The organism is Nocardioides pinisoli (assembly GCF_024199985.1).
Lineage (GTDB): Bacteria > Actinomycetota > Actinomycetes > Propionibacteriales > Nocardioidaceae > Nocardioides > Nocardioides pinisoli.
Genome location: NZ_JANARS010000001.1, coordinates 714,157 through 738,755 on the forward strand (window position 1 = coordinate 714,157; position 24,599 = coordinate 738,755).

The following is a 24,599-nucleotide window of genomic DNA, read 5'->3' on the forward strand; positions in this document are numbered from 1 at the left end:
GGGGCGGCGCCCGGCGCCTAGCGTCGGCGCCGCGTGCGGGCCAGCCGACGCCGGTCGCGCTCCTGGCGCTTCTTGGCCTCCCAGCGCTCGGGGCACACGCTGCGCTCCACCCACTCCCACGCCTTGAGCAGCGCGAAGAGCCAGGGCAGCGACAACAGCGCGCTGGAGCCCAGCGTGCGCAGCCAGGAGAAGTCCTCGCTGACCCCCCTGGAGATGTGTCTGCTCGTCCATACCCACAGGGACGACCCCGAAACGCAGGCGACGCCAGAGGACGGGCCGCCGGAGCAGGCCGCGCGGCAGCGCGACGACCTCCGGGACGCGATCGCCCGCCACGCGGCAGGTCCGCAGGCCGGCGGCAAGCGGCGCTGGTGGTCCGCGCGCCGCTAGGCTCGAGGTGTGGCCGCGCTGAACATCCCCACCGCCCCCGTGATCGAGGGCACCACCCACGTCCACTCCGGGAAGGTCCGTGACCTCTACCGGATCGACACGGGGCAGCACGAGGGCCGGCTGCTGGTGGTCGCCAGCGACCGCATCTCCGCCTACGACTTCGTCCTCGACACCACCATCCCCGACAAGGGCGAGATCCTGACGCGGATGTCGCTGTGGTGGTTTGAGCAGCTCGCCGGGCTCGTCGGCAACCACGTGGTCTCGACCGACGTGCCCGCCGAGGTCGCCGGACGCGCCGTCGTGTGCGAGCGCCTCCGGATGTTCCCCGTCGAGTGCGTCGTGCGCGGCTACCTCACCGGCTCGGGGCTGGCGGACTACCGCCGCACCGGCGAGGTGTGCGGGATCCCGCTGCCGGCCGGGCTGCAGGACGGCAGCCGGCTGCCCGAGCCGATCTTCACGCCCGCGACCAAGGCCGAGCTCGGCGACCACGACGAGAACGTCGACTACGAGGCCGTCGTCGAGGCGGTCGGCGACGACGCCGCCGCCGACCTGCGGATGCTGACCATGGAGGTCTACGGCCGGGCCCACCTCGTCGCCCGCGAGCGCGGCATCATCCTGGCCGACACCAAGCTCGAGTTCGGCCGGCGACCCGACGGCACCACGATCCTCGCCGACGAGGTGCTCACCCCCGACAGCTCCCGCTTCTGGCCCGCCGCCGAGTGGCAGCCCGGCCGCGCCCAGGCGTCGTACGACAAGCAGATCGTGCGCGACTGGCTCACCGAGGAGTCCGGCTGGGACCGCACCTCCGGCGAGGCCCCGCCGCCGCTTCCCGAGTCCGTCGTCGAGCGCACCCGGGCCCGCTACGTCGAGGCCTACGAGCTCCTGACCGGGGAGACGTTCTGACGACGCGGCGCTTCACCGCCACCGTCGAGCTGCCGCACTCGGCGGAGCAGGCGTTCGCCTACCTCGTCGACCCGCGCCGGCGTCCGGAGTGGCAGTCCAGCCTGCTGTCGGTGGACGTGCCCGAGGACGAGGAGCCCCACCTCGGGCAGACGTGGACCGAGCTCACCGTGGTCGGCGTACGACCCAGCCTCGAGGTCGTCGAGTTCGTGCCGTTCCGGTCGTGGGCCGAGCGCGGCACGTGGCGCGGGGTCGAGGCGACGCTGCGGCTCCGCTTCATCGCGACCAAGGAGGGGTGCCGCGTGGTGGCCGAGGGCGAGGTCACGGGCGCGGGCGTGTACGCCGTCGCCGCGAGGAGCTCGGGCCTGCTCGCGGGCCGCGCGATCGCCGCCGACCTCAAGACCGCCGGCCACCGCATCGCGCAACGCGCCGAGGGCTGAGCCTCAGGCGTCCCGCCGCTTGTTGCGTTGGTTGATCAGCGTCACCATCAGCCACGCGACGACCACGCCCACGCCGGCGTGGAGCAGCATCGAGCGCAGCCAGAGGCCCGCGAGCGCTCCGCCGCTGTCGGCGAGCTCGTCGCTGCCGCCCCCGTACTTCGATGCGTAGACCACGGCCGGCTGGCCGTCGCCACGTCCCGCCGCGAGGAGCCAGACCGCCGTCATCAGGAGGATTCCGAACCCCATGACGCCGAAGCGCCATCCGGGCGACGTCGCCAGCGCGCCGAAGAGGCCGACCCCGACGAAGGCGAGGAACACGAAGGCGCCGACGATCACGATCGCCGTGCTGGCGAGGAAGTCCATGGCGGAAGGTAGGCCGAGCGGTGACGCGCGTCACCACCCCTGAGTAGGTTGGCGCCATGCCGAACCTCTCCTCGCTCCTCGAAGGCTCCGCCCAGGCCCACCCGGACCGTACGGCGCTGGTGCTGGGCGACACCCGACTGACCTACGCCCAGGTCGACGCCGCCGCCAACCAGGTCGCCGACCTGCTGGTCTCGCGCGGCATCGAGCCGGGGGACAAGGTGGCGCTGAGCTGCCCCAACCTGCCCTACTTCCCGATCGTCTACTACGGCATCCTCAAGGCCGGTGCGACGGTCGTGCCGCTCAACGTCCTGCTCAAGGGGCGCGAGGTGGCCTACCACCTCGACGACAGCGACGCGAAGGCCTACTTCTGCTTCCAGGGCACGCCCGAGCTCCCGATCGGGGCGGAGGGCCACGCCGGGTTCGAGCAGACCCCGGGGTGCGAGCACTTCTTCGTCATCACCGCCGACCCGGCCGCGGAGTCGCCCATCGAGGGCACCGAGACCCTCGGCCAGGCGCTCAAGGGGCGGTCGCCGGTCTTCGAGACGCGCGAGGTCGACGGCGACGACACGGCCGTCATCCTCTACACCTCGGGCACCACCGGTCAGCCGAAGGGCGCCGAGCTGATGCACCGCAACATGATCAGCAACGCGCTGGCCAGCGACGAGCTGTTCGGCGCCGACGCCGACAACCCCGACACCCTCCTGTGCGTGCTGCCGCTGTTCCACTCCTTCGGCCAGACGGTGATCATGAACGCCGGCTTCGCCTTCGGTGGCACCGTGGTGCTGCTGCCGCGCTTCGAGGCCGGTCCGGCGCTGAGCCTGATGGAGCAGGAGGGCGTGACGTTCTTCGCGGGCGTGCCGACGATGTACTGGGGCCTGCTCGGCGCGCTCGAGGGCTCCGGCGTGGACGTGAAGAAGGTGGCCGAGCAGATGCGGGTCGCCGTCGCGGGCGGCTCCGCGCTGCCGGTCGAGGTGCACAAGGAGTTCGAGCACCGGTTCGGCGTCACCATCCTGGAGGGCTACGGGCTCTCCGAGACCTCGCCCGTCGCGAGCTTCTCCGTGTGGGGCGAGCCCGTGCGCGTCGGCTCCATCGGCAAGCCGATCCCCGGCGTCGAGATGAAGCTGATCAGCCCCGAGCCCGGCGTGCGCGAGGACCTCGGCGACGGCGATGACGTCGTGGGCGAGATCGCGATCAAGGGCCCCAACATCATGAAGGGCTACTACGGCCGCCCCGACGCGACCGCCGAGGCGATTGTGGACGGCTGGTTCCGCTCCGGCGACCTCGGCCGCAAGGACGCCGACGGCTGGTACTACATCGTCGACCGGTCGAAGGACATGATCATCCGGGGCGGCTACAACGTCTACCCGCGCGAGATCGAGGAGGTGCTCCTCACCCACCCCGACGTCTCGCTCGCGGCCGTGATCGGCGTGCCCGACGAGAGCCACGGCGAGGAGGTCAAGGCCGTCGTCATCCGCAAGCAGGGCGCGACCGTGACCGAGGACGAGCTGGTCGCGTGGGGCAAGGAGCAGATGGCGGGCTACAAGTACCCGCGCATCGTCGAGTTCGTCGACACGCTGCCGATGACCGCGACCGGCAAGATCCTCAAGCGCGAGCTGTCCTGATGCGCGCACTCGGCATCGTGCTCGGTGTGCTGATGGTGCTCACGGGCGGGGTCTGGACCTTCCAGGGCCTCGGCTACCTCGAGGGCAGCCCGATGACCGACCAGAGCATCTGGGCGGTTCTCGGTCCGCTCGTCGCCGGCCTCGGGGTCGCCCTCGTGATCGTCGCCGCGCGCCGCCGGGAGTGACGTACGCCGCCTGGCTGGGGAACCAACCGCAGGTCCTCGCCGGCCTTTCCGGGGTCTGACGGGGTAGTTAAGGGAAAGATGGGCCGAAATCGGCCCGTCGATGGACGAATGTCCCTTAACTACCCCCGCACCCCCGCCTGTCGGGGTAGTTGAGGGAGAGGTGGGCCGAAACGGACCCGTCGATGGACGAATGTCCCTCGACTACCCCCGCACCCCCGGCCCCCGCCGCCTGCCGGGGTAGTCAAGGGAGAGATGGGCCGAAACGGGCCCGTCGAGGGACAGGTCTCCCTTAACTACACCCCCGCCCCCCGGCAAGCCGTCGAGCCCCACCGCGACCCCGTCAGGCCGGGCCCACCCCGAGCCGCTCCTGGAGCGCGATCGCGTCGAAGGGGGCGTGCACCTTGGCGTCGTTGTCGAAGTAGACGAAGACGTCGAGGCCGTCGGCCTCCCAGGCGCGGACCTTCTCCGCCCAGTGGTCGAGCGCCGCGTCGGAGTAGCCGCTGGCGTAGAGCTCGGTGTCGCCGTGGAGGCGGACGTGGGCGACGCCGCTGGTCACCTCGTCGAACATCGGCCACGTGCCGGCCGAGTCGGCGACCACCATCCCGATGTCGTGCGCGCGCAGCAGTTCGCAGAACTCCGCGGTGCGGAAGGAGGCGTGGCGCACCTCGAGGACGTGGCGCAGCGGGCGGTCGACCGGCGTGGAGGTGTCGGCCGGCTCCTTGAGCTTGTCCGCGTCGTGGTGCTCGGCGGCGTACGACGACGCGGCGGCGGTGGTGCGCGGCAGCAGGTCGAAGAACGCGGCGAGGCGGTCGGGGTGGAAGCCGAGGTTCGGCGGGAGCTGCCACAGCACCGGGCCGAGCCGCTCACCGAGCGACAGCACGCCGGAGGCGAGGAACGTGCCGAGCGGGGCCTCCACGTCGACCAGCTTCTTCATGTGGGTGACGAAACGGGGTCCCTTCACCGCGAAGACGAAGTCGTCGGGGACCTGCTCGGCCCACGACCGCCAGCTCGACGGGCGCTGGAGGGAGTAGAAGGAGCCGTTGACCTCGACGGTGGTGAGCCGCTCGCCGACGTAGGACAGCTCGAGGCGCTGCGGCAGCCCCGGCGGGTAGAAGTGGCCGCGCCAGCCGGCGTACCGCCAGCCGGAGATGCCGATCCGTGCCATGTGAGCTCCCCTCGCGCGTCGCGCTGCCACCCCTGCCGTACTGATGGCGTACCCGCTCCGTCCACCGTCATGCCCGCCGGGCGCCGGCCCGTGACGGCTCACTAGAATCGGGAGCGCCCGTCCCACCCTGTCACCCAGGAGCATCCCCGTGGCCACAGTCGTCGTCGACGTCATGCCCAAGCCCGAGATCCTCGACCCCCAGGGCAAGGCGGTGCTCGGTGCGCTGCCCCGGCTCGGGTTCGACCTCGTGACCGACGTCCGGCAGGGCAAGCGGTTCGAGCTGCAGGTCGACGGCGAGATCACCGACGCCGTGCTCGCCGAGATCGAGCAGGTCGCCGGGACGCTGCTGTCCAACCCGGTGATCGAGGACTTCGAGGTCCACGTCGAGAAGCACTCGGTGGCCGAGGTCGCGCACGAGGCCGGTCGCGCATGAAGGTCGGCGTCGTCACCTTCCCCGGCTCGCTCGACGACGTCGACGCCCGCCGCGCGGTCACCATCGGCGGCAACGAGGCGGTCGCGCTGTGGCACGGCGACGACGACCTCAAGGGCGTCGACGCGGTCGTGCTGCCCGGCGGCTTCTCCTACGGCGACTACCTCCGCTGCGGCGCGATCTCCCGCTTCGCCCCGGTGATGACCGCGGTGGTCGAGGCCGCCGGCAAGGGCCTGCCGGTCCTCGGCATCTGCAACGGCTTCCAGATCCTCTGCGAGTCCCACCTGCTGCCCGGCGCGCTGATCCGCAACGACCACCGCAAGTTCGTCTGCCGCGACCAGCGCCTGCGCATCGAGCGGGTCGACACCCCGTGGACGTCGGCGTACGCCGCGGGCGCGGAGGTCACGATCGTGCTGAAGAACGGCGAGGGCGGCTTCGTCGCCGACGAGGCGACCCTCGACATGCTCGAGGGCGAGGGCCGGGTCGTCGCGCGCTACCTCGACGACAACCCCAACGGCTCGCTCCGTGACATCGCCGGCATCTCCAACGAGCGCGGCAACGTCGTCGGCCTGATGCCCCACCCCGAGCACGCCGTCGAGGACCTCACCGGCCCCGGCACCGACGGGCTCGGCTTCTTCACCTCGCTCGCCGAGAAGGCGTTCGCATGATCACCCCACGACGTTCTTCTCCCCCGCTCCGCTCCTCCGAACAACGCCGCAGGGACCCCGCATGAGCCCCACCCGTCTCCACCGCCTGGTCGCCCGCGCCGAGGCCGTCACCTGGGCGCTCCTGTTGACCGGGATGTTCCTCAAGTACGTCACCGAGACCACCGAGCTCGGCGTGCAGGTCTTCGGCATGGTCCACGGCGTCGTCTTCATCGCCTACTGCCTCGCGACCGTGCTGCTCTCGGTCGACCAGCGGTGGGCCGTCAGCCGACTCGCGCTGGGCCTCGGCTCGGCGATCCCGCCCTTCGCGACGGTGCCCTTCGAGCGCTACGCCGAGCGCGCGGGGCTGCTGGGCGACGCCTGGCGCCTGCGCACCGACGCGCCGCACGGCCTCCTCGAGAGGCTCACCGCCTGGCTGGTCCGCCGGCCCGCCCAGGGCGCGCTCGTCGGCCTGGTGGCCGTCGCCGGCCTGACGGGCGTGGCGCTCGTCGTCGGCCCGCCCGTCTGATCCCGACCGGACGTCAGCGACCCTGCTGGAGCTTGTTCCAGGTCTGGCGCGTGGCGACGCCCGAGACGCCGATCCGCAGGCGGGACTGGTAGGTCCGCACGGCCGCCTCGGTCTTGGCGTCGAACACGCCGGTCGCCCGGAAGCGCCCGGCGCCGGCCGCGTTGAGCGCGCGCTGCAGCCGGTGGACCGCCGGGTCGTTGGAGCCGCGCTTGAGCGTCGTACGGCTGCCGGCGGCGAGCAGCGCGGTCCAGTGCCGCTTGGTGAAGGTGTCGCTCGGGGTGAACTTGCGGGCCGCCTGCCAGGCGCGGGCCCCCGCGATCGTGGCGGCGTCGTAGGACCCGTCGACCGGACCGCTGTAGGTGCCCTGCTCGGTCAGCAGGCACTGCAGCACCTTGACCCGGGTCGACTTCGCGGAGCCCGGGGAGAGCGCGGGGTACTTCCAGTAGCCCAGGCGGGTGCCGGGGCAGCGCCCCTCGGGCCGCGGCTGCGAGCCGGCGCCGAGGTCGATGAAGTTGCTGTCGATGTTGATCGTCACCCCGCCCCACGTCTCGTTGTGGCCGCCGAGGTACTGCTTCATCCGGCCGCCGGGGCGCCAGCCGTCCTCGGGGATGTAGGTCGTCGAGGTGTTGGCGGCGCCGTCCCAGCGGGCGATCCAGATGCGGTCGGGGAGGGCGAACTGCCCGGGCCGCAGCCGGCGCGCGTCGTCGAGCATCTTGATCCCCGAGCTGGCGCTCGAGTAGAAGCCGGCGGTGTAGCCGAGCGCCTTGATGCGGGTCACCCACGCGGAGGTGAACACCAGCGCCGACTCGCGGCAGTGGGTGTCGCCGAGGTTGAAGCCCTCGAGGTCGTACCAGATCGTGCTGCCCGCCCCGATGCCGTACGCCGCCGCGTCGGCAGCGTTCTTGTCGGCCTCGGCGGCACCCTGCGCGGCCGCCGCTGCGTAGCCACCGGCCGGGCTCGGGGAGATCTTGAAGTCGTCCTTGTAGCGCGGGAAGCGGGGCTGGCACGACGCCTGCGGGCCGAGTGCGATGGGCAGCAGCCGCCAGCCGCGCGCGACCTGGGTCGCCACCCACGTCGGGCTCAGGTTGGGCTGGGTACGGCAGGCGCGGGAGTCGCCGGAGATGTAGATCCCGACGGCGGTGAAGGGCGACTTCTTCCACCAGGCGTCCATCGCCGACTGCGCCGGGGCGACGCACTGGTCGAAGCCGTAGCCGGTGAAGTCGCCCGGGGTGGCGAGGGCGACCTGGCGCTGCGAGGCGAGCTTGCGCGGCTGCGGTGCCGGCTCGTCGGCGGTGGCGGGCGTCGACGCCACGAGCGGTGCGGTGAGCAGCAGCGCGAGGGCGGCCCCGGCGGTCCGGAGGAGCGTACGAGGTCGGGTCGGGCGGGCGCGGCGCATGGTGACTCCAAGCAGCGGGGAAGGTGTGGCGCAGGACAGGCTGACCCAGAGAATCACATGAGTCACACCCGTAACAGGTGTTCGCGAGAACTACAGACGCGTAGTTAGTCGCTGGTCGGGACGTCGTCGAGCAGGAAGCTGCCCGCCGCCTCCTGCTCCTCGAGCAGCTCCTCGAAGGCCAGGGCGATGTCCTCCTGGTGCTCGTCGACCAGCCGCGTGAGGTGCCCCTGGAGCAGGGCGGCGTTGGGCGACCGGCCGGAGAAGACCTGCTCCCAGGTGTCCTCGCCACCGCGGATCTTCCCGACGAGCGTCCTCATGTCCTCACCCAGCTCGCCCGACGCGGCCTGCTCCTCGAGCGCCTGCTTCTCCTCGTCGGTCAGGAGCGGTCGCTGCTCGAGCTCCTCGACGGTCGCGGTGAGGTCGGCGAGGCTGGTCGTCAGGTCCTCGCGCGCCGCGCTGATCGCCGCCAGGATCTCGGCCTGGCTGCGGTGGTCGTCGGTCATGGACCGGAGGCTAGGGCGTGGCGGGCGTGGGTGCCACCGGGGCGACGGCCGCCGGGCGTTGGCCGATCGTCGGGGTGGTGACCGTGCCCGGGTCGCGCGTCACGCTGCTCGGGGCGCCGGAGGAGGCCGCGACGCCGGGGGTGGAGACAGGTGCCTCGTCACCGTCGAAGAAGGCCTTCACCGTCGAGACGAACGAGCCCACCTGCTTGAGCAGGCCGATCAGCTTCAGGAGGGCCCGGTAGGCCTTCATCACGGCCTGGAACGCCTCGAGGACGGCCTGCACGACGCGTGCCCAGCCGACGCCGGGGATGCTCATCGTCGCGAGTGCGGCGGAGACGGTCTGCACCGCCGCCTTCACGCACTGCACCACCGCCAGGGCGGTCTGCCAGGCGTCGCGGCAGACCTGCGCGACCGTCTGCCCCATCTGGACGAGCTGGCCGGCCTGGGCGTCGAGGGAGCCCACCCACGTGCCGATCTGCGCGACCGCCGCGTCGGACGCACCGCCCTGCCACGACTGCGAGATGGTGCGGCTGCCGCTCTCCAGGTTGGCGGCGACGCCGCGCAGCGACTGGCCCAGCGCGCCGAAGGACGAGCCCTGGGTCGAGGCGCTGACCACGTCGCCCCCGATCCGCTCGGCCAGCTCGGCGCGGATGTCGAAGCCGGTGAGCATCCGCACCAGGTCGCAGACGGTGTCGTAGGGGAAGCCGAGGTCGACCTGCGGCAGGCTGGTCTCGGTCGGGGCCACTCGGCGGATGGTGGCGTCGGCGACGTCCCAGAAGCCGGTCGAGCCGTCGCGGCCGTCGACGCCGGCGGCCTGGTGGCGACGTACGACGCCGTCCTCGGTCAGCGTGAAGTCGCGGGCGGTGGCCCGCAGCGCTTCCGCGTGGTCGTGCATCCCGGTGCCGTTGTCCTCCAGCGACCGGTGCACCGAGGGGAGGAGGGCGTCGTAGGCGCCCATCATCGTCTCGAGGATGGGGCCGAAGTCGGTCTGGACGAGGGCGTGGCCGCCGTTGCGGGCGATGCCCGCCAGGTCGTCGCTCGCGCGCTGCACCTGCGCGGACCAGGCGTCGAGCTCGGAGAGGTCGACGGTCATCACGGCGTTCATCGCGGCTCCTGGGACGTGTCGGTGCGGCTGGGGACCGCTGGGTGCAGGTCGTGACGCTGACCTTCCCCCGACGGGCCGGTGCGAAACCGGCCCCCGCCGACGCGTTCGCCCACAGGCAGGCGGAGCGCGTGTTTCGACGCCCGCCGGCGCGGGTATCCCGCGGAGGTGAGCGCAAGCGGCAAGCGATCCCTGATGCAGGTCGAGCCGGCCCGGCTGGTGGAGCTGGCGGGCTCGTCCGAGCGCATCCTCGACGCGATGAGGCAGGACTGGGGCGACGCCGTCGCCGAGCTCGCGGGGGCGTGTGCCGCGCTCGGCGACGCCGCCGGCACGGCCAACCTCGCTGCGTCCTACGCCGACGCGCTGGCCGACGCCGAGGAGGTCCTCGCCTCGCTCGCCGGGGCGCTCGAGCTCGGCGTGGCGGGGCTGGTCGACGCCGCCCGTGACGCCCTGCACGCCGACGACACCGTCGCTGCCGAGCTCATCCGCGCCACCCACCTGCTGGGTGAGCGACCGTTCGGGATCATGCCGGGCCCCGGAGGTCGCTGACCGTGCCGGCCAACCCGTGGGAGCTGCGAGCCGACGTCCGGCCGCTCGAGGCCGCCGCCCAGCGGTGGACCGAGGTCGGTGCGCTGGTGGCGCGACGCGGCGACGAGCTGGTCGACGCGGCCCGACGCGCCACCGAGGGCTGGGACGCGGCCTCGGCGGAGAGCTACGAGCAGCACCGCCGTCAGGTGCTCGCCCACCTCGACCGCTTCACCACCCTGGCCGACATCGTCGCCGACTGCCTGCGCGCGTCCGCCGAGGTCATGACCTCGACGCAGAAGGAGCTCGACCGGGCCTGGGCCACGGTCGCGGCGGTGCCCCACGAGGTGGTCGGGGAGTCGCGGCACCTGGTCTTCAAGCCCACCGAGGACGACGAGCGCGGCAAGGTCGACCGCGGCCAGGCCGAGACCGACGACATCCGTCGCCGGCTGACGGTGTCGCTCGACCAGGAGAGCGCCCGCCTCCGTGCGGCCCGCGCCGAGCTCGTGACGGTGCGCACCGAGCTCCTGGCGCTCACCGGTGGCGCCTTCCCGGGGTTCCTCGGCGGCCCGGGCGTCGAGGAGTCCGGTGTCGGCACGTTCGCAGCGCCGGCCACGACGTCGGTGCCCGGATCCGCCCAGGCGGGGGTCTCGGCGGGGGTCTCGGCGGGCGTCTCCGGTCTGCCGCCGCTCGCCCCGGTCGCGGTGTCCGTCCCCGACCTGACCGATCTCTCCGCGGCCGGGCTGACGTCGCTGGCAGCGAGTGCCGCGGGCCGGGCCCTGGGGCGTCGCGGCGCTGACGCGCGGCTCCCGGCGGCGGGCGCCCCTCCGGTCGGCGGGATGGCCGCCGGCGGCATGGCCGCGCGCGCCGGGACGACGTCGCGCGGCACGGCAGGTGGCCGCGGCGCTCCGGCGCGGGTGACGGCCCCGCGGGTCGAACGGACGGCTTCCGAGGAGTCCGCCGCGCGCGCGGCACGCGAGAAGGAGGCGGCGCGTGAGGCCAAGCGCGCCGCGCTGGAGCAGAAGCGCGCGGAGCGGGCGGCCCGCAAGGCCGAGCGGGAGGCGGCGCGCGGGCCCCAGCGCGAGACCCGGCGCGAGGCCCAGGGCTCGAGGTCCGCGGGCAGGGACTCCCGCCGCGCCGAGCGGGACGAGAGCGACGAGCGCGACCGGAGTGACGAGCCCGAGGTCGCCCCCGTCCACGAGGCGGCTCCCGGCGGCCCGGTGGGGGAGCACCGCCGGTAGATTGGCGCCGTGCCCGACACGAGCGCCGCCCCGCAGTCCGCATCCCCCGCCAGCGCCGGTCTCACGACCTCCGGCGCGACCAGCACCCTCGACACGGTGGCCCTCGCGGCCGCCGACGCCGAGCGCGAGCAGCCGTGGGCCGACCTCGGCCTCAAGGCCGACGAGTACGCCCGGATCCGCGAGATCCTCGGCCGTCGCCCGACGAGCTCCGAGCTGGCGATGTACAGCGTGATGTGGAGCGAGCACTGCTCCTACAAGTCCACCAAGGTGCACCTCAAGCAGTTCGGCGAGATCCCGCAGGAGACCCCGGTCGGCAAGATGCTCGCCGGCATCGGCGAGAACGCCGGCGTGCTCGACATCGGCCAGGGCTACGCCGTCACCTTCAAGGTCGAGAGCCACAACCACCCGTCGTTCGTCGAGCCCTACCAGGGCGCGGCGACCGGCGTCGGCGGCATCGTCCGCGACATCCTCGCGATGGGCGCCCGCCCGGTCGCGGTGATGGACCCGCTGCGCTTCGGCCCGCTCGACGCCCCCGACACCGCACGCGTGCTGCCCGGGATCGTGGCCGGCGTCGGCGGCTACGGCAACTGCCTCGGCCTGCCCAACATCGGCGGCGAGGCGGTCTTCGACGAGACCTACGCCGGCAACCCGCTGGTCAACGCGCTGTGCGTCGGCGTGCTGCGCCACGAGGACCTCCACCTGGCCAAGGCGTCGGGCTCCGGCAACCAGGTGGTGCTCTACGGTGCCCGCACCGGCGGCGACGGCATCGGCGGCGTCTCGGTCCTCGCGTCCGAGACCTTCGACGCCCATTCCGACGGCACCGGGGGTCCGGCCAAGCGGCCCAGCGTGCAGGTCGGCGACCCGTTCATGGAGAAGCTGCTCATCGAGTGCACCCTCGAGCTCTTCGCCGCGGGCGTGATCGCCGGCATCCAGGACCTCGGCGGCGCAGGTCTCTCCTGTGCGACCTCCGAGCTCGCCTCCGCCGGTGACGGCGGCATGCACGTCGAGCTCGACCGGGTCCCGCTGCGCGACTCCACGCTCGCTCCCGAGGAGATCCTCATGAGCGAGTCGCAGGAGCGGATGATGGCGGTCGTCGAGCCCGCCGACGTCGAGGCCTTCATGGCGATCTGCGAGAAGTGGGACGTCGAGGCCGTCGTGGTCGGCGAGGTGACTGACACCGGGCGCCTGCACATCGACTGGCACGGCGAGCGCGTCGTCGACGTACCCCCGCGGTCGGTGGCGCACGACGGGCCGACCTACCAGCGTCCCTTCGCCCGCCCCGACTGGCAGGACGCGCTCCAGGCCGACGGTGCCGAGGCTCTCGCGCGTCCGTCGAGCGGCGAGGAGCTGCGCGACACGCTGCTCCGCCTCGTCGCCTCGCCCAACCTCTGCGACAAGTCGTGGATCACCGACCAGTACGACCGCTACGTCCAGGGCAACACCGTCCTGGCGCAGCCGGCCGACTCCGGCATGGTCCGCGTCGACGCCGACACCAACCTCGGCGTCTCGGTGTCCACCGACTGCAACGGCCGCTTCGCCAAGCTCGACCCCTACACCGGGGCCCAGCTCGCGCTGGCCGAGTCCTACCGCAACGTCGCCACCGGCGGTGCCCGCCCGCTCGCGGTGTCGGACTGCCTCAACTTCGGCTCGCCCGAGGACCCCGACGTGATGTGGCAGTTCGCCGAGGCGTGCCGCGGGCTCAAGGACGCGTGCCTCGAGCTCGGCATCCCGGTCACCGGCGGCAACGTCAGCCTCTACAACCAGACCGGCGAGACGGCGATCCTGCCGACCCCGGTCGTGGCGGTCCTCGGCGTGATCGACGACGTCACCCGGCGTACGCCGACCGGCTTCGGCGCGCCGGACGAGCGGGTCTTCCTGCTCGGCGAGACGCGCGAGGAGCTCTCCGGCTCGGAGTGGGCCCACGTCGTGCACGGCCACCTCGGCGGGCGGCCCCCGGCGCTCGACCTCGCGGCCGAGCAGGCGCTCGCCGCGCTGCTGCACGACGCCGCCCGCGACGGCGTCGTCACCAGCGCCCACGACCTCTCCGACGGCGGCCTGGCGATCGCGCTCGCCGAGTCGACCTTCTGCTCCGGCATCGGCGTCTCGGTCGCGCTGCCCGGCGACCCGTTCGTCGATCTCTTCTCCGAGTCCACGGCACGCGCGCTGGTCACGGTGACCGACGAGCAGGTCGACGCCCTGCTCGCGCTCGCCGAGCGCCACGGCGTACCCCTCACGCCCCTCGGGCGCACCGGCGGCGACACCATGTCGGTCGAGGGCGTCTTCGACCTGCCCGTCGCCGAGGCCGCGTCGGCCTGGCGCGCGACCATGCCGGCGGTCCTCGGCCGCTGACCTGCCCCCTCGCGCGCACCTCAGGCGTCCCAGGAGTCACCGGATATCCGGTGAGTCCCCCGCTTATAGGTAGAGATCTGTACCTGTAAGTGGGGCGGTCACCGGATATCCGGTGACCGCCCCAGCAGGCAGTCCCTCAGCTCGAGCGGCGCATCGCCCGGACCCCGACGGCGAGCCCGAGGGCCGCGACGATCCCGGCGCCGAGCACGCCCTGGGCCACGACGTCGACCGGGAAGGTGCCGGCGAAGAGCGCGCGCGTCGCGTCGACGACGTACGTCATCGGGTTGAGCATCGAGACCACCTCGAGCCAGCGCGGTGCCCCGTCGACCGGCAGCAGCACGCCGGCGGTGAGGAGGGCGGGGAAGAGCAGCGTCTGCTGGATCGTCCAGAACATCCAGTCCTCGCCCTTCGACGCCAGCGCGAGGGCGAACGACAGCGCCCCGATGCCGATGCTGAAGAGCGACAGCACCAGCGCCGCCGCCAGCACGCCGCCGAGGTGCAGGTCGAAGCTGAACGGCGTGACCACGAGGACGATGATCGCGACCTGCATCAGCATCGGCACGACCTCCTTCAGCGCGCGTCCGACGAGCAGCGCCGGACGGCCCAGCGGCGAGACGAGCTGGCGCTCGTGCGAGCCGGACTGCATCTCCTCCATCAGGTTGGCGCCGGTGAACGACGCCCCCATCAAGGCGGTCATCGCCACGATGCCGGGCACGAACCACTGGAGCGCGGAGTCACCCGCGGCCATCTCCGGGAGCAGCGGCGCGAAGAGGCCGAGGAAGACCAGCGGCTGGATCATCGCGAAGACGACGGCCATCGGCTCGCGCCACACGGGCTTGAGCTCGCGGTTCATCACGTTGACGGTGTCCTGCACGAAGGTGCTCATGCTGCGACCTCGCTCTCGATCTCGGTGGAGCCGGTGGGGGAGTCGGTGGACTGCGTCTCGCGGAGGCTGCGACCGGTGAGGTCGAGGAAGACGTCGTCGAGGGTGGGCCGCGCGACCTCCACCCGGGACGGGGGTACGCCGTCCGCGGTCAGGTCGGCGAGCAGCTCGCCGACCAGGGCCGAGCCGTCCTTGACGCGCAGGTCGAGCGAGGGACCGTCGACCTCGATGCGGGCGTCGGGCACCCGCTCGAGCCGGGCCGCGGCCCGAGCGGCGTCGCCGGGCGAGCCGAAGCCGAGCCGCACCAGGTCGCCGAGCCCGCTCTTGAGCCGCGCCGCGGTGTCGTCGGCGATCACCCGGCCGTGGTCGACGACGACCACGCGGCCGGCCAGCGCGTCGGCCTCCTCGAGGTAGTGCGTCGTCAGCACCACAGTGCTCCCGCTCTCGGCGTGCAGCCGCCGGATCAGCTCCTGCAGGTTGGCGCGGTTCTGCGGGTCGAGGCCGGTCGAGGGCTCGTCGAGGAACAGCACGCGGGGGAGGTGGACGAGCCCCATCGCGATGTCGAGCCGACGGCGCTGGCCGCCCGACAGCGACGACACCTTGCGGTCGGCGACCGCGGCGAGGTCGAGGTCCTCGACCAGCTCGGCCGCCCGGCGGCGGGCGTCGGCGCGCGACAGCCCGTGGGCGCGGCCCTGGCTGATGAGCTCGTCGCGGCCGAGCTGGCGGTGCCCGGCGCCGTTGCCCTGGCCGACGAAGCCGATCGCGCGGCGTACGTCGCGCTGGGCGGTGACGACGTCGTGCCCGGCGACGCTCGCCGACCCGGCGGTGGGCGGGATGAGGGTGGTCAGCATGCGCAGGGTGGTCGACTTCCCGGCGCCGTTCGGGCCCAGGAAGGCGACGAGCTCGCCCTGCCCGATCTCGAGGTCGAGGCCCTGGACGGCCTCGACGGTCTGCTTGCGCGAGGTGAAGTGGCGGGTCAGGCCACGCGTCACGATCGCCGGTCCTGTGTGGTGGTGGTAGGTCATGGCACGACGGTAGGGAGCCATGCGGTCAGTTCCTGGCCGCATTCCGAGCTAATCTGTATCCATGAGCACGAGCGAACGGATGCTGCGGCTGCTGTCGCTGCTCCAGACCCACCGCTACTGGCCGGGCCCCGAGCTGTCCGAGCGGCTCGAGGTGAGCCCCCGCACGCTGCGCCGCGACGTCGACCGGCTCCGCGACCTCGGCTACACGGTCGACGCCGTGCGGGGCGCGGCCGGCGGCTACCAGCTGCGCGCCGGGGGGTCGCTGCCGCCGCTCCTGCTCGAGGACGAGGAGGCGGTCGCGATCGCCGTCGGCCTCCGCACGGCGGCGGTCGGTGCGGTCGCCGGCACGGACGACCGGTCGGTGCAGGCGCTGTCGAAGGTGCTGTCCCTGATGCCGCCCCGCCTGCGCCGGCAGATGGACGCCGTCGCCTCGCAGACGGACTCGCCCGGCCCGTGGGAGGGCGCCCCGGTCGTCGACGCGACCGTGCTTACCACGCTCGCGCAGGCCTGCCGGGACAGCGAGCTGCTGCGCTTCGACTACACCGCCCGGGAGGCCGAGGTGAGCCACCGCCGCGTCGAGCCGCTCCGGCTCGTCTCCCTCGGCCGCCGGTGGTACCTCGTCGCCTGGGACCGCGACCGCACCGACTGGCGCAGCTTCCGGCTCGACCGCATCACGGCCCCCGAGCCCACCGGCCAGCGCTTCCGTCCGCGCGAGCTGCCGGCCGACGACGCCCTCGCCTTCGTGCAGCAGGGCATCCGCCGGATGCCCCAGCGCCACGCCGTACGCGTCCGGCTGGCGATGCCGGCCGACGAGCTGACCCCCCAGGTGGGCCGGTGGGGCACGGTCACCGCGGACGGCGACGGCTGCCTGCTGGAGATGAACGTCGACGACCTCCACTGGCCGGTGATGGTGCTCGCCAGCTCGGGGGCCGACTTCGTCGTCGAGTCGCCGCCCGAGCTGGCGGACAGTGTCGCCGAGGTGGCCGCGCGCTTCGCCCGCGTCACCTCGGATGGGCCCGGCCCGCGGTCCGGCACGTGACCGAGCGATCTGGCGCCCGGCTCCGAACCCTTGCCGTGCGACGACGAACACTGCTCGCCCTCCCGGCGCTGGGCCTCGTCCCGGCTGCCTTCGCCGCCTGCTCCGACGACCGGTCGGGCAGGGTGGACGCCATGGCCGACGCAGCGAGCACCGAGCGGATCACCTACGGCGACGACCCGAGCCAGTGGGTCGACCTCCACACCCCGAGCGGCACCAGCCGCGGGCTGGTGGTCGTCATCCACGGCGGCTTCTGGAAGGCCCAGTACGGCGCCGACTACGGCGCGCCCCTCGCCGAGGACCTGGTCGCGCGCGGGTGGACGGCCGCCAACGTGGAGTACCGCCGGGTCGGCAACGGCGGCGGTTTCCCCGCCACGCTCGACGACGTCCACGCCGCCATCGGGGCGGTCGCCGCCGACGCCCGAGGCCCGGTCGTCACGCTCGGTCACTCCGCGGGCGGGCACCTCGCCACCTGGGCGGGCGCCCGCGGTCGCTTCGCCAGGTGGGCCGACGGCCCGCCCGTCACCCACGTCGTCAGCCAGGCCGGCGTGCTCGACCTGCGGGCGGCGGTCGCCGACCACCTCGGCGACGACGCTGCGCTCGCCTTCCTCGGCGACGCCGACGAGGCGGCGTACGAGCAGGCCGACCCGCTCACCCAGGTGCCCCTCGACGTCCCGGTCTGGGTCGTCCACGCCCGCGACGACGACACGGTGCCCTTCAGCCAGGCCGAGGCCTACGTCGAGTCCGCGACGGCGGCAGGCGCGGACGCAACGCTCGTCGAGGTCACCGGCGGCCACTTCGGCGTCATCGACACCGGCAGCGACGCCTGGGCCGCCTGCGTGGAGGTGCTCGACGCCATCGGGTGAGCACCAGGAAGGCAGTTCGGACGTCCGCGGCGCCGGTCCACGCTCACCGGCCGCCGACCTGGCGCGAACTGCCTGCACGGTGCGGGTCTAGCCTCGTTCCGTGCCCGCCCGACTCAAGGTCCTCAGCCCCGACCAGCTCGCGACGGCCGAGGCCGCCGGCGACACCCGGGCGCTGGTCAAGCACTACCTGGCCGTCCTCGAGGTGCGTGCCCCCGGGCGTTCGGTCGAGGTCCGGGTGCCGCCCTTCGCGGCTGTGCAGGTCGTGCCGGGCGTGCGCCACACCCGCGGCACGCCACCGGCGGTCGTGGAGACCGACGGCGAGACGTGGCTGGCCCTCGCCACCGGGCGTACGACGTGGGCCGAGGCGCTCGACTCCGGCCGGATCGCGGCGAGCGGCGAGCGCACCGACCTCTCGCCCTACCTCCCCCTCTGACCCCCCTCTGACCCCGCACCCGGGCACGGACAGGGGATGCGCACCGGCGCCGCTTTCCGGTACGAAGGGGCATGGCGTCCCTCACCGATGACCAGGTCCGCGACCTCGACCTCTGGTTCCGCGCGGCCAACTACCTCTCCGTCGGGCAGATCTACCTGCTCGACAACCCGCTCCTCGAGCGTCCGCTCGAGCGCGAGGACATCAAGCCCAGGCTGCTCGGCCACTGGGGCACGACACCCGGCCTCAACCTGGTCTGGACCCACCTCAACCGGCTGATCCGCGAGCGCGACGTCGACGCGATCATCCTCTGCGGGCCGGGTCACGGCGGCCCTGCGGCGGTCGCCAACGCGTGGCTGGAGGGCACCTACTCCGAGGTGTTCCCAGCGATCGGCGACGACCGCGACGGGATGGCGCGGCTGTTCCGGCAGTTCTCCTTCCCCGGCGGCATCCCCAGCCACGTCGCGCCGGAGACGCCCGGTTCGATCCACGAGGGCGGCGAGCTGGGCTACGTCCTCTCCCACGCCTACGGCGCCGCGATGGACAACCCCGACCTCGTGGTGACCGCGGTGGTCGGCGACGGCGAGTTCGAGACCGGTCCGCTGGCGGCGAGCTGGCACGGCAACAAGTTCGTCGACCCGGTCCACGACGGCGCGGTGCTGCCGATCCTCAGCCTCAACGGCTGGAAGATCGCCAACCCGACCATCCCCGCCCGCATGCCGCGCGAGGAGCTCGAGAGCCTGCTGCGCGGCTACGGCCACCACGTGATCACCGTCGAGGGCGACGACCCGACGGACGTCCACCGGCAGATGGCGGCCGCGCTCGACGAGGCCCACGACATGATCCGCGAGACCTGGCGCGCCGCCCGCGAGGACGGCGACGTCGAGCGCGGGCCGTGGCCGATGATCCTGCTCGTCACGCCGAAGGGGTGGACCGGCCCGGCGGAGGTCGACGGCAAGCCGGTCGAGGGCACGTGGCGCGCGCACCAGGTGCCGCTCGCCGGGACGCGGGAGAACGACGAGCACCGCGCGCAGCTCGAGGAGTGGCTGCGGTCCTACGCCCCCGACGAGCTCTTCGGCGACGACGGCCGGCCCGTCGAGTCGGTGCGCCGCCAGGCCCCGTCCGGCCCCCGGCGGATGAGTGCCAACCCGCACGCCAACGGCGGGCTGCTCAAGCGGCCGCTCCGGCTGCCCGACTGGCGCGGGAGCGCGGTCGAGGTGGAGCGCCCGGGCGCATCGATCCACGAGCCGACCCGCGTGCTGGGCCAGTGGCTGGTCGGCGTGGTGCGCGACAACGACACCAACTTCCGCATCTTCGGCCCCGACGAGACCGCGTCCAACCGCCTCGACGCGGTCTACGAGGTGACCGACAAGGTCTGGGCGGGCGAGCTCGCCGACGTCGACGAGCACCTCGCCCACTCGGGACGCGTGGTCGAGATCCTCTCCGAGCACACCTGCCAGGGCTGGCTCGAGGGCTACCTGCTCACCGGCCGGCACGGGCTCTTCAGCTGCTACGAGGCGTTCATCCACCTCGTCGACTCGATGCTCAACCAGCACGCGAAGTGGCTCAAGACCACCCGCGAGATCGAGTGGCGTCCCCGCATCGCGAGCCTCAACTACCTGCTCAGCTCGCACGTGTGGCGCCAGGACCACAACGGCTTCTCCCACCAGGACCCCGGCTTCATCGACCACGTGGTCAACAAGAAGGCCGAGGTCGTACGTGTCTACCTGCCGCCGGACGCCAACACCCTGCTGTCGACGATGGCGCACTGCCTGGAGAGCGAGCACTACGTCAACGTCGTGGTGTCCGGCAAGCAGCCGAGCTTCGACTGGCTCGACGCCGAGGCCGCCGACCACCACTGCGCCCGCGGGCTGGGCATCTGGGACTGGGCGTCCAACGACGAGGGCGACCCCGACGTCGTCGTGGCGGCAGCGGGCGACGTACCGACCCTCGAGGCGCTGGCGGCGGTCTCGCTCCTGCGCGAGCACCTCCCCGACCTGCGGGTCCGCTTCGTCAACGTCGTCGACCTGATGCGCCTGCAGGACGAGGCCGAGCACCCCCACGGGCTCAGCCACCGCGACTTCGACACCGTGTTCACGACCGACAAGCCGGTCATCTTCGCCTACCACGGCTATCCGTGGCTGATCCACCGGCTGACCTACCGCCGCACCAACCACGACAACATCCACGTGCGCGGCTACAAGGAGGAGGGCACCACCACCACGCCCTTCGACATGGTGATGATGAACGACACCGACCGCTACCACCTGGTCATGGACGTCATCGACCGCGTCCCCGGCCTCGGTTCGCGCGCGGCCGGCCTGCGCCAGCTGATGGGGGACACCCGCCGGCGGGCGCGGGCGTGGACGCGCACGTACGGCGACGACCTGCCCGAGGTGCGCGACTGGCGGTGGGACGTCGGCGCCGACCCCGAGCGCGGTGAATCGCCGTCCACCACGGCCGACCCCGACACGGGCGCAGACAACCTCTAGCCTGCGCCCATGGATGTGACCTCGCTCGGCTTCCGCACCGACCTCGCCCTGCTGACCGCGTCCGGCAGCACCGTGGAGGACCGCGGCACCCACCTCGTGGTCCGCACGCCGGCCAACCCGACCTACCACTGGGGCAACTTCATCCTCCTCGCCGAGCCGCCCGTGCTCGGCGGCGAGCGGGAGGTGGTCGGCGCCTTCCACGCCGAGTTCCCCGACGCGCGCCACGTCAGCATCGGCATCGACACCCCCGACCTCGCCCCGGAGTCGAGCGCCGGCTTCGAGGCGGCCGGGCTCGTGGTCGACGTGGCGGCCGTGCTCACCGCCTCCGCCCTGCAGCCGCCCCGCGACGTGGATGCCGAGGTCCGCCCGCTGCGGTCCGCGTCCGACTGGGAGAGCCGCGCCCGGCTGAGCGCCGCGATCGAGGAGCGCGACGACGTGGAGTCGCACCTGACGTTCGCCCGCGGCCGCAACGTGCAGGAGCAGGCGCTCATCGACGCCGGCCGCGGCACCAGGTTCGGCGTCTTCGTCGACAACGAGGTCGTCAGCACCGCCGCCGTCTTCACCACCGAGGAGGGCGTCGCGCGCTTCCAGAGCGTCGAGACCCACACGGCCCACCGGCGCAAGGGGCTGGCGGCCGCGGCCGTCCACGCGGCCGGTCGCCACGCCCTCGAGCACCTCGGTGCGCGCACGCTCGTCATCGTCGCCGACGACGACGGCGAGGCCATCGGGATCTACCGACGCCTCGGCTTCGCAGACACCGAGCGCCAGCTGATGCTGGAGCGCCGGCACGGCGACCGGTCGTCGCTCGACGGTTGACCGGCGCACCTACGGCCTGGTCTCGACCCGCGGTCGCGACCTCGCGAGCTTGGTCGCCCGCTCGCTCGACGTCCCGACCCACGCCGCGAGCGACTCCGTCGCTCCCGGCTAGGGTCGTGACATGACTGTCGACATCTCCGCACGCCTCGCCGAGGTCATGCCCGGCATCCGCCGCGACCTCGAGGACCTGGTCCGCATCCAGTCCGTCTCCGCCGACCCGGCCCGCGCCGGTGAGGTCGAGCGAAGCGCCGAGGCCACCCGCGACCTGTTCGCGGCCGAGGGCTTCGAGTGCGAGATCGTCCGTGCCCACGACGGTGCGCCGCCGGCGGTCATCGCGAAGAAGGCCGGCCCCGAGGGCGCCCCCACGGTGCTGCTCTACGCCCACCACGACGTCCAGCCCGAGAACGACCACGCCGACTGGGACTCCCCGCCGTGGGAGCCGACCGAGCGTGGAGACCGCCTCTACGGCCGGGGCGCCGCCGACGACAAGGCAGGCATCGCCGCCCACCTCGGCGCGGTCCGGATCTTCGGCGACGACCTGCCGGTCAACCTGGTGATGTTCATCGAGGGCGAGGAGGAGGTCGGCTCCGACACCCTGGTCGACCTGCTCAACACCTACAAGGACCGCCTCGAGGCCGACGTCATCGTGATCGCCGACTCCGGCAACTGGGACATCGGCGAGCCCGCCCTCACCACGTCCCTGCGCGGCCTGGTCCGGATGGACGTCGAGATCCGCACCCTCACCCACGCCGTGCACAGCGGCATGTGGGGCGGGCTCGTCCCCGACTCGATCATGACGCTGAGCCGCGTCATCGCCTCCCTCAACGACGACGACGGCAACGTCGCCGTGGCGGGCCTGCACTCCGGCCCCGCCGCCGACGTGGACTACCCCGAGGACCGGCTCCGCGCCGAGTCCGGTGCCGCCGAGGGCATCGAGTGGATCGGCTCCGGCTCGGTCGTCGAGCGCCTCTGGACCAAGCCGTCGATCAGCATCACCGGCCTCGACGCCCCCAAGGTCGAGGGCGCGTCCAACACCCTCGTCCCCGCGGCGCGCTGCCGCATCAGCATGCGCATCGCGCCGGGCGACACGACCGCCAACGCCGTCCAGTGCCTCCAGGCGCACCTCGAGAAGCACACCCCCTGGGGCGCCACGCTGACGACGACCATCGTGGACACCGGCGAGGCGACGCAGATCGACGCCAGCGGTCCGGCGTACGACGCCGCGCGCGCCGCGTTCGCCGAGGCCTGGGACGGCACTGCGCCGGTCGACATGGGTGTGGGCGGCTCGATCCCGTTCATCGCCGAGTTCCTCGAGGCGTTTCCTCAGGCCAGCGTGCTGGTCACCGGCGTCGAGGACCCCGACACCCGCGCCCACGGCGCCAACGAGGGCCTGCACCTCGCCGAGTTCGAGAAGGTCGTCAAGGCCGAGGCGCTGCTGCTCCGCAACCTCGGCGAGCTGCCGCGCTGACGACGCGCGCCCCGCTGAGCGGTGCGTGAGGCGGCTTCTCCGCGTCCGGGACCCGCCTCAGGCACCGCTCGACCGCGCGCCCCGGCGTGTCGTCGTACGCGCGGTCCGCTGAGCGGTGCGTGAGGCGGCTTCTCCGCGTCCGGGACCCGCCTCAGGCACCGCTCGACCGCGCGCCCCGGCGTGTCGTCGTACGCGCGGTGCGCCAGGCGGCTTCTCCGCGTCCGGAATCCGCCTGACCCACCGCTCGCCCGGGTGGTCCCGAGTATGGGCGCCGTCGGTAGCCTCGCGCCCATGGCGACCTTCCGTGCTCGCGACCGATCATCGGCCGTGCTCCGCTCATCACGCAGCGAGGTGTGGGCCGCCCTCACCGACGCCGACCTGATCGCGCAGATCACCCCCTACGTGACCAGCATCCACGTCGACGGCGACCGCTGGACCTGGCGGATGGCGACCATCCCCGTGCTGGGGCTCTCGGTCGCGCCGACGTTCACCGAGGTGATGGAGCTCCACCCCGAGGACCGGATCGTGTTCACCCACGACCCCGAGCGCCCCGACGAGATGACCGCGGTCGACGGCACCTACGACCTCTCCGACGCCGCCGGCGGTGGCACCGAGGTCAGCATCGACCTGCAGATCTCCACCCACCTGCCGCTCCCCGGCCTCGCCCGGCCCGCCGTCGAGCGCGTCATGGCGGGCGTCGTCAAGCACATGGGCACCGTCTTCTCCCGCAACCTGCTCAAGCACCTGGGCGAGGCCTAGGCATGCGGGTCCTCGTTCTCGGCGCCACCGGCTACATCGGCTCGCGTCTCGTGCCCCACCTGCTCGAGCACGGCCACGACGTGGTGGCCGCCTCGTCGTCGCCCCCGCGCCCCGACCGCTTCGGCTGGGACGACCGCGTCCGGGCGATCCAGTGCGACGTCACCGACCCCGCCGCCGTGGTGCAGGCGGTCGTCGACGTCGACGCGGTCGTCTACCTGGTGCACTCCCTCGACCGCAGCGACTTCAGCGAGCGCGACCGGGTGGCCGCCGAGACCGTCGCGGCCGCCGTGGCCGACAGCGACGTCCGACGCCTCGTCTACCTCTCCGGCCTCGTGCCGCAGGTGCCGGAGGCGGAGCTGTCCGCCCACATCGCCTCGCGGCTCGAGGTCGAGCGCATCCTGCTCGGCGCCACCGACGGTGCGGTCGCGCTGCGGGCGGGCGTCGTCGTCGGGGCCGGCTCGACGTCGTTCGAGATCATCCGCCAGATCGCGACCCTCTTCCTCGTGCAGCCGGTGCCGACGTGGATGCACAGCTCGGTCCAGCCGGTGGCCGCCTCCGACGTGCTGCGCGCGATCAGCGACGGGCTCGCCGACGACGGCCCGAGCGGCGCGGTCGACCTCGGCGGTCCCGACGTCGTCGCCTACCCCGACCTCATGCGCGTTGTCGGCGGCGGGGCCGGGCTGTCCCGGCTCCGCGTGCCGGCGCCGGTCGCCCCGACCGGGCTCGTCGGGCTGGGGGCGGCCCTCGCCACGACGGCGCCGTTCCACACCGTCACCGCGCTGATCGAGTCGCTGCGCCACGACATGGTCTGCCGTCCCGGCCACACGTGGGTCCCGCGCTCCGGCGGCCCGCTCCTCGACCTCGAGGAGGCCGTCCAGCGGTCGCTGACCCCGATGTACGCCGGCCCCGAGGGCTCGCTGCCCTCCGACCCCGCCTGGGCGCGCAGCAACCCGCTCCTCGACGTCCTCCCGCTCCCGGCCGTGGGCCGGACGGCGGCCCGGCTCGCCCTCCACCGGGTGCGTGCGTTCCTCCCCGGTGCCTGA

27 protein-coding genes are annotated in these 24,599 nt (G+C 73.1%); 19 read left to right on the forward strand and 8 right to left on the reverse strand.

Annotated features, from left to right (window positions below):
* Positions 1-17 precede the first annotated feature (17 nt).
* Positions 18-155 carry a hypothetical protein gene (locus NCI01_RS03380; protein ID WP_254180055.1) on the reverse strand — a complete coding sequence of 46 codons (138 nt, stop codon included), beginning with the start codon at positions 153-155 and terminating at the stop codon, positions 18-20.
* A 19-nt stretch (positions 156-174) separates the two neighbouring features.
* Here NCI01_RS03380 and NCI01_RS03385 point away from each other — a divergent pair, with 19 nt between their 5' ends.
* Genes NCI01_RS03385 through NCI01_RS03395 form a run of 3 tightly spaced genes read left to right on the forward strand, consistent with a single transcriptional unit; the run spans position 175 to position 1,727 of the window.
* Complete coding sequence (locus NCI01_RS03385) at positions 175-387, forward strand: hypothetical protein (protein ID WP_254180056.1); 213 nt, start codon at positions 175-177, stop codon at positions 385-387.
* Positions 388-396: 9 nt separating this feature from the next.
* Positions 397-1,290 (forward strand): phosphoribosylaminoimidazolesuccinocarboxamide synthase, encoded by an 894-nt coding sequence (locus tag NCI01_RS03390; RefSeq protein ID WP_254180057.1) that lies wholly within the window; start codon positions 397-399, stop codon positions 1,288-1,290.
* Positions 1,287-1,727: an SRPBCC family protein gene (locus tag NCI01_RS03395; protein ID WP_302181581.1), complete on the forward strand. Its 441-nt coding sequence runs from the start codon at positions 1,287-1,289 to the stop codon at positions 1,725-1,727. Before NCI01_RS03390 ends, NCI01_RS03395 begins: the two co-directional genes overlap by 4 nt.
* Positions 1,728-1,730: 3 nt before the next feature.
* On the opposite strand, the gene NCI01_RS03400 is transcribed toward NCI01_RS03395, so the two are convergent.
* The gene (locus NCI01_RS03400) at positions 1,731-2,090 is read right to left on the reverse strand and encodes a hypothetical protein (protein WP_254180058.1); all 360 of its coding nucleotides are present in this window, start codon (positions 2,088-2,090) and stop codon (positions 1,731-1,733) included.
* A gap of 56 nt (positions 2,091-2,146) precedes the next feature.
* On the opposite strand from NCI01_RS03400, the gene NCI01_RS03405 reads away from it, so the two are divergent.
* Positions 2,147-3,712, forward strand: coding sequence for a long-chain-fatty-acid--CoA ligase (locus NCI01_RS03405; protein ID WP_254180059.1), 1,566 nt, complete (start codon positions 2,147-2,149; stop codon positions 3,710-3,712).
* Complete coding sequence (locus NCI01_RS03410) at positions 3,712-3,897, forward strand: hypothetical protein (protein ID WP_254180060.1); 186 nt, start codon at positions 3,712-3,714, stop codon at positions 3,895-3,897. Before NCI01_RS03405 ends, NCI01_RS03410 begins: the two co-directional genes overlap by 1 nt.
* A 340-nt stretch (positions 3,898-4,237) precedes the next feature.
* Here NCI01_RS03410 and NCI01_RS03415 read toward each other — a convergent pair whose 3' ends face one another.
* Positions 4,238-5,062 (reverse strand): DUF72 domain-containing protein, encoded by an 825-nt coding sequence (locus tag NCI01_RS03415; protein WP_254180061.1) that lies wholly within the window; start codon positions 5,060-5,062, stop codon positions 4,238-4,240.
* A 148-nt stretch (positions 5,063-5,210) separates the two neighbouring features.
* On the opposite strand from NCI01_RS03415, the gene purS reads away from it, so the two are divergent.
* The 3 genes from purS (at position 5,211) to NCI01_RS03430 (ending at position 6,665) form a co-directional block, all read left to right on the forward strand.
* The gene (gene purS / locus NCI01_RS03420) at positions 5,211-5,495 is read left to right on the forward strand and encodes a phosphoribosylformylglycinamidine synthase subunit PurS (RefSeq protein WP_254180062.1); all 285 of its coding nucleotides are present in this window, start codon (positions 5,211-5,213) and stop codon (positions 5,493-5,495) included.
* Positions 5,492-6,160, forward strand: coding sequence for a phosphoribosylformylglycinamidine synthase subunit PurQ (purQ, locus tag NCI01_RS03425; protein ID WP_254180063.1), 669 nt, complete (start codon positions 5,492-5,494; stop codon positions 6,158-6,160). Before purS ends, purQ begins: the two co-directional genes overlap by 4 nt.
* Positions 6,161-6,221: 61 nt before the next feature.
* Complete coding sequence (locus tag NCI01_RS03430; RefSeq protein WP_254180064.1) at positions 6,222-6,665, forward strand: DUF3817 domain-containing protein; 444 nt, start codon at positions 6,222-6,224, stop codon at positions 6,663-6,665.
* Positions 6,666-6,678: 13 nt separating this feature from the next.
* Here the strand turns inward: NCI01_RS03430 and NCI01_RS03435 are convergent, their stop codons facing one another.
* The 3 genes from NCI01_RS03435 to NCI01_RS03445 form a co-directional block, all read right to left on the reverse strand.
* Positions 6,679-8,061, reverse strand: a complete 1,383-nt coding sequence (locus NCI01_RS03435) for a glycoside hydrolase domain-containing protein (protein WP_254180065.1) — start codon at positions 8,059-8,061, stop codon at positions 6,679-6,681.
* A gap of 104 nt (positions 8,062-8,165) precedes the next feature.
* Positions 8,166-8,564 (reverse strand): hypothetical protein, encoded by a 399-nt coding sequence (locus NCI01_RS03440; protein WP_254180066.1) that lies wholly within the window; start codon positions 8,562-8,564, stop codon positions 8,166-8,168.
* Positions 8,565-8,574: 10 nt separating this feature from the next.
* Positions 8,575-9,669 (reverse strand): WXG100 family type VII secretion target, encoded by a 1,095-nt coding sequence (locus NCI01_RS03445; RefSeq protein WP_254180067.1) that lies wholly within the window; start codon positions 9,667-9,669, stop codon positions 8,575-8,577.
* A 165-nt stretch (positions 9,670-9,834) separates the two neighbouring features.
* Between NCI01_RS03445 and NCI01_RS03450 the strand changes: the two genes are divergently transcribed.
* The 3 genes from NCI01_RS03450 (at position 9,835) to purL (ending at position 13,781) form a co-directional block, all read left to right on the forward strand.
* Complete coding sequence (locus tag NCI01_RS03450; protein WP_254180068.1) at positions 9,835-10,215, forward strand: hypothetical protein; 381 nt, start codon at positions 9,835-9,837, stop codon at positions 10,213-10,215.
* Between the two features lie 2 nt (positions 10,216-10,217).
* Entirely contained in the window at positions 10,218-11,432 is a 1,215-nt protein-coding gene (locus NCI01_RS03455; RefSeq protein ID WP_254180069.1) for a hypothetical protein, read from the forward strand.
* A 96-nt stretch (positions 11,433-11,528) separates the two neighbouring features.
* Positions 11,529-13,781 (forward strand): phosphoribosylformylglycinamidine synthase subunit PurL, encoded by a 2,253-nt coding sequence (purL, locus tag NCI01_RS03460; RefSeq protein ID WP_254180193.1) that lies wholly within the window; start codon positions 11,529-11,531, stop codon positions 13,779-13,781.
* 136 nt (positions 13,782-13,917) lie between these two features.
* Here the strand turns inward: purL and NCI01_RS03465 are convergent, their stop codons facing one another.
* Both NCI01_RS03465 and NCI01_RS03470 read right to left on the reverse strand, forming a co-directional pair.
* Positions 13,918-14,667 (reverse strand): ABC transporter permease, encoded by a 750-nt coding sequence (locus NCI01_RS03465; protein WP_254180070.1) that lies wholly within the window; start codon positions 14,665-14,667, stop codon positions 13,918-13,920.
* A complete protein-coding gene (locus NCI01_RS03470; RefSeq protein ID WP_254180071.1) occupies positions 14,664-15,689 on the reverse strand; it encodes an ABC transporter ATP-binding protein in 1,026 nt (341 codons plus the stop codon). Before NCI01_RS03470 ends, NCI01_RS03465 begins: the two co-directional genes overlap by 4 nt.
* A gap of 61 nt (positions 15,690-15,750) precedes the next feature.
* On the opposite strand from NCI01_RS03470, the gene NCI01_RS03475 reads away from it, so the two are divergent.
* From NCI01_RS03475 to NCI01_RS03510, 8 genes are all read left to right on the forward strand, one after another.
* The gene (locus tag NCI01_RS03475; protein ID WP_254180072.1) at positions 15,751-16,728 is read left to right on the forward strand and encodes a helix-turn-helix transcriptional regulator; all 978 of its coding nucleotides are present in this window, start codon (positions 15,751-15,753) and stop codon (positions 16,726-16,728) included.
* 35 nt (positions 16,729-16,763) lie between these two features.
* A complete protein-coding gene (locus NCI01_RS03480) occupies positions 16,764-17,591 on the forward strand; it encodes an alpha/beta hydrolase (RefSeq protein ID WP_254180073.1) in 828 nt (275 codons plus the stop codon).
* 100 nt (positions 17,592-17,691) lie between these two features.
* Positions 17,692-18,024, forward strand: coding sequence for a sterol carrier family protein (locus NCI01_RS03485; protein ID WP_254180074.1), 333 nt, complete (start codon positions 17,692-17,694; stop codon positions 18,022-18,024).
* 71 nt (positions 18,025-18,095) lie between these two features.
* A complete protein-coding gene (locus NCI01_RS03490) occupies positions 18,096-20,513 on the forward strand; it encodes a phosphoketolase family protein (RefSeq protein WP_254180075.1) in 2,418 nt (805 codons plus the stop codon).
* A gap of 9 nt (positions 20,514-20,522) precedes the next feature.
* Complete coding sequence (locus tag NCI01_RS03495; RefSeq protein ID WP_254180076.1) at positions 20,523-21,329, forward strand: GNAT family N-acetyltransferase; 807 nt, start codon at positions 20,523-20,525, stop codon at positions 21,327-21,329.
* 121 nt (positions 21,330-21,450) lie between these two features.
* Complete coding sequence (locus NCI01_RS03500; RefSeq protein ID WP_254180077.1) at positions 21,451-22,797, forward strand: dipeptidase; 1,347 nt, start codon at positions 21,451-21,453, stop codon at positions 22,795-22,797.
* Between the two features lie 291 nt (positions 22,798-23,088).
* Positions 23,089-23,556 (forward strand): SRPBCC family protein, encoded by a 468-nt coding sequence (locus tag NCI01_RS03505; RefSeq protein WP_254180078.1) that lies wholly within the window; start codon positions 23,089-23,091, stop codon positions 23,554-23,556.
* Between the two features lie 2 nt (positions 23,557-23,558).
* Positions 23,559-24,599: an NAD(P)H-binding protein gene (locus NCI01_RS03510; RefSeq protein WP_254180079.1), complete on the forward strand. Its 1,041-nt coding sequence runs from the start codon at positions 23,559-23,561 to the stop codon at positions 24,597-24,599.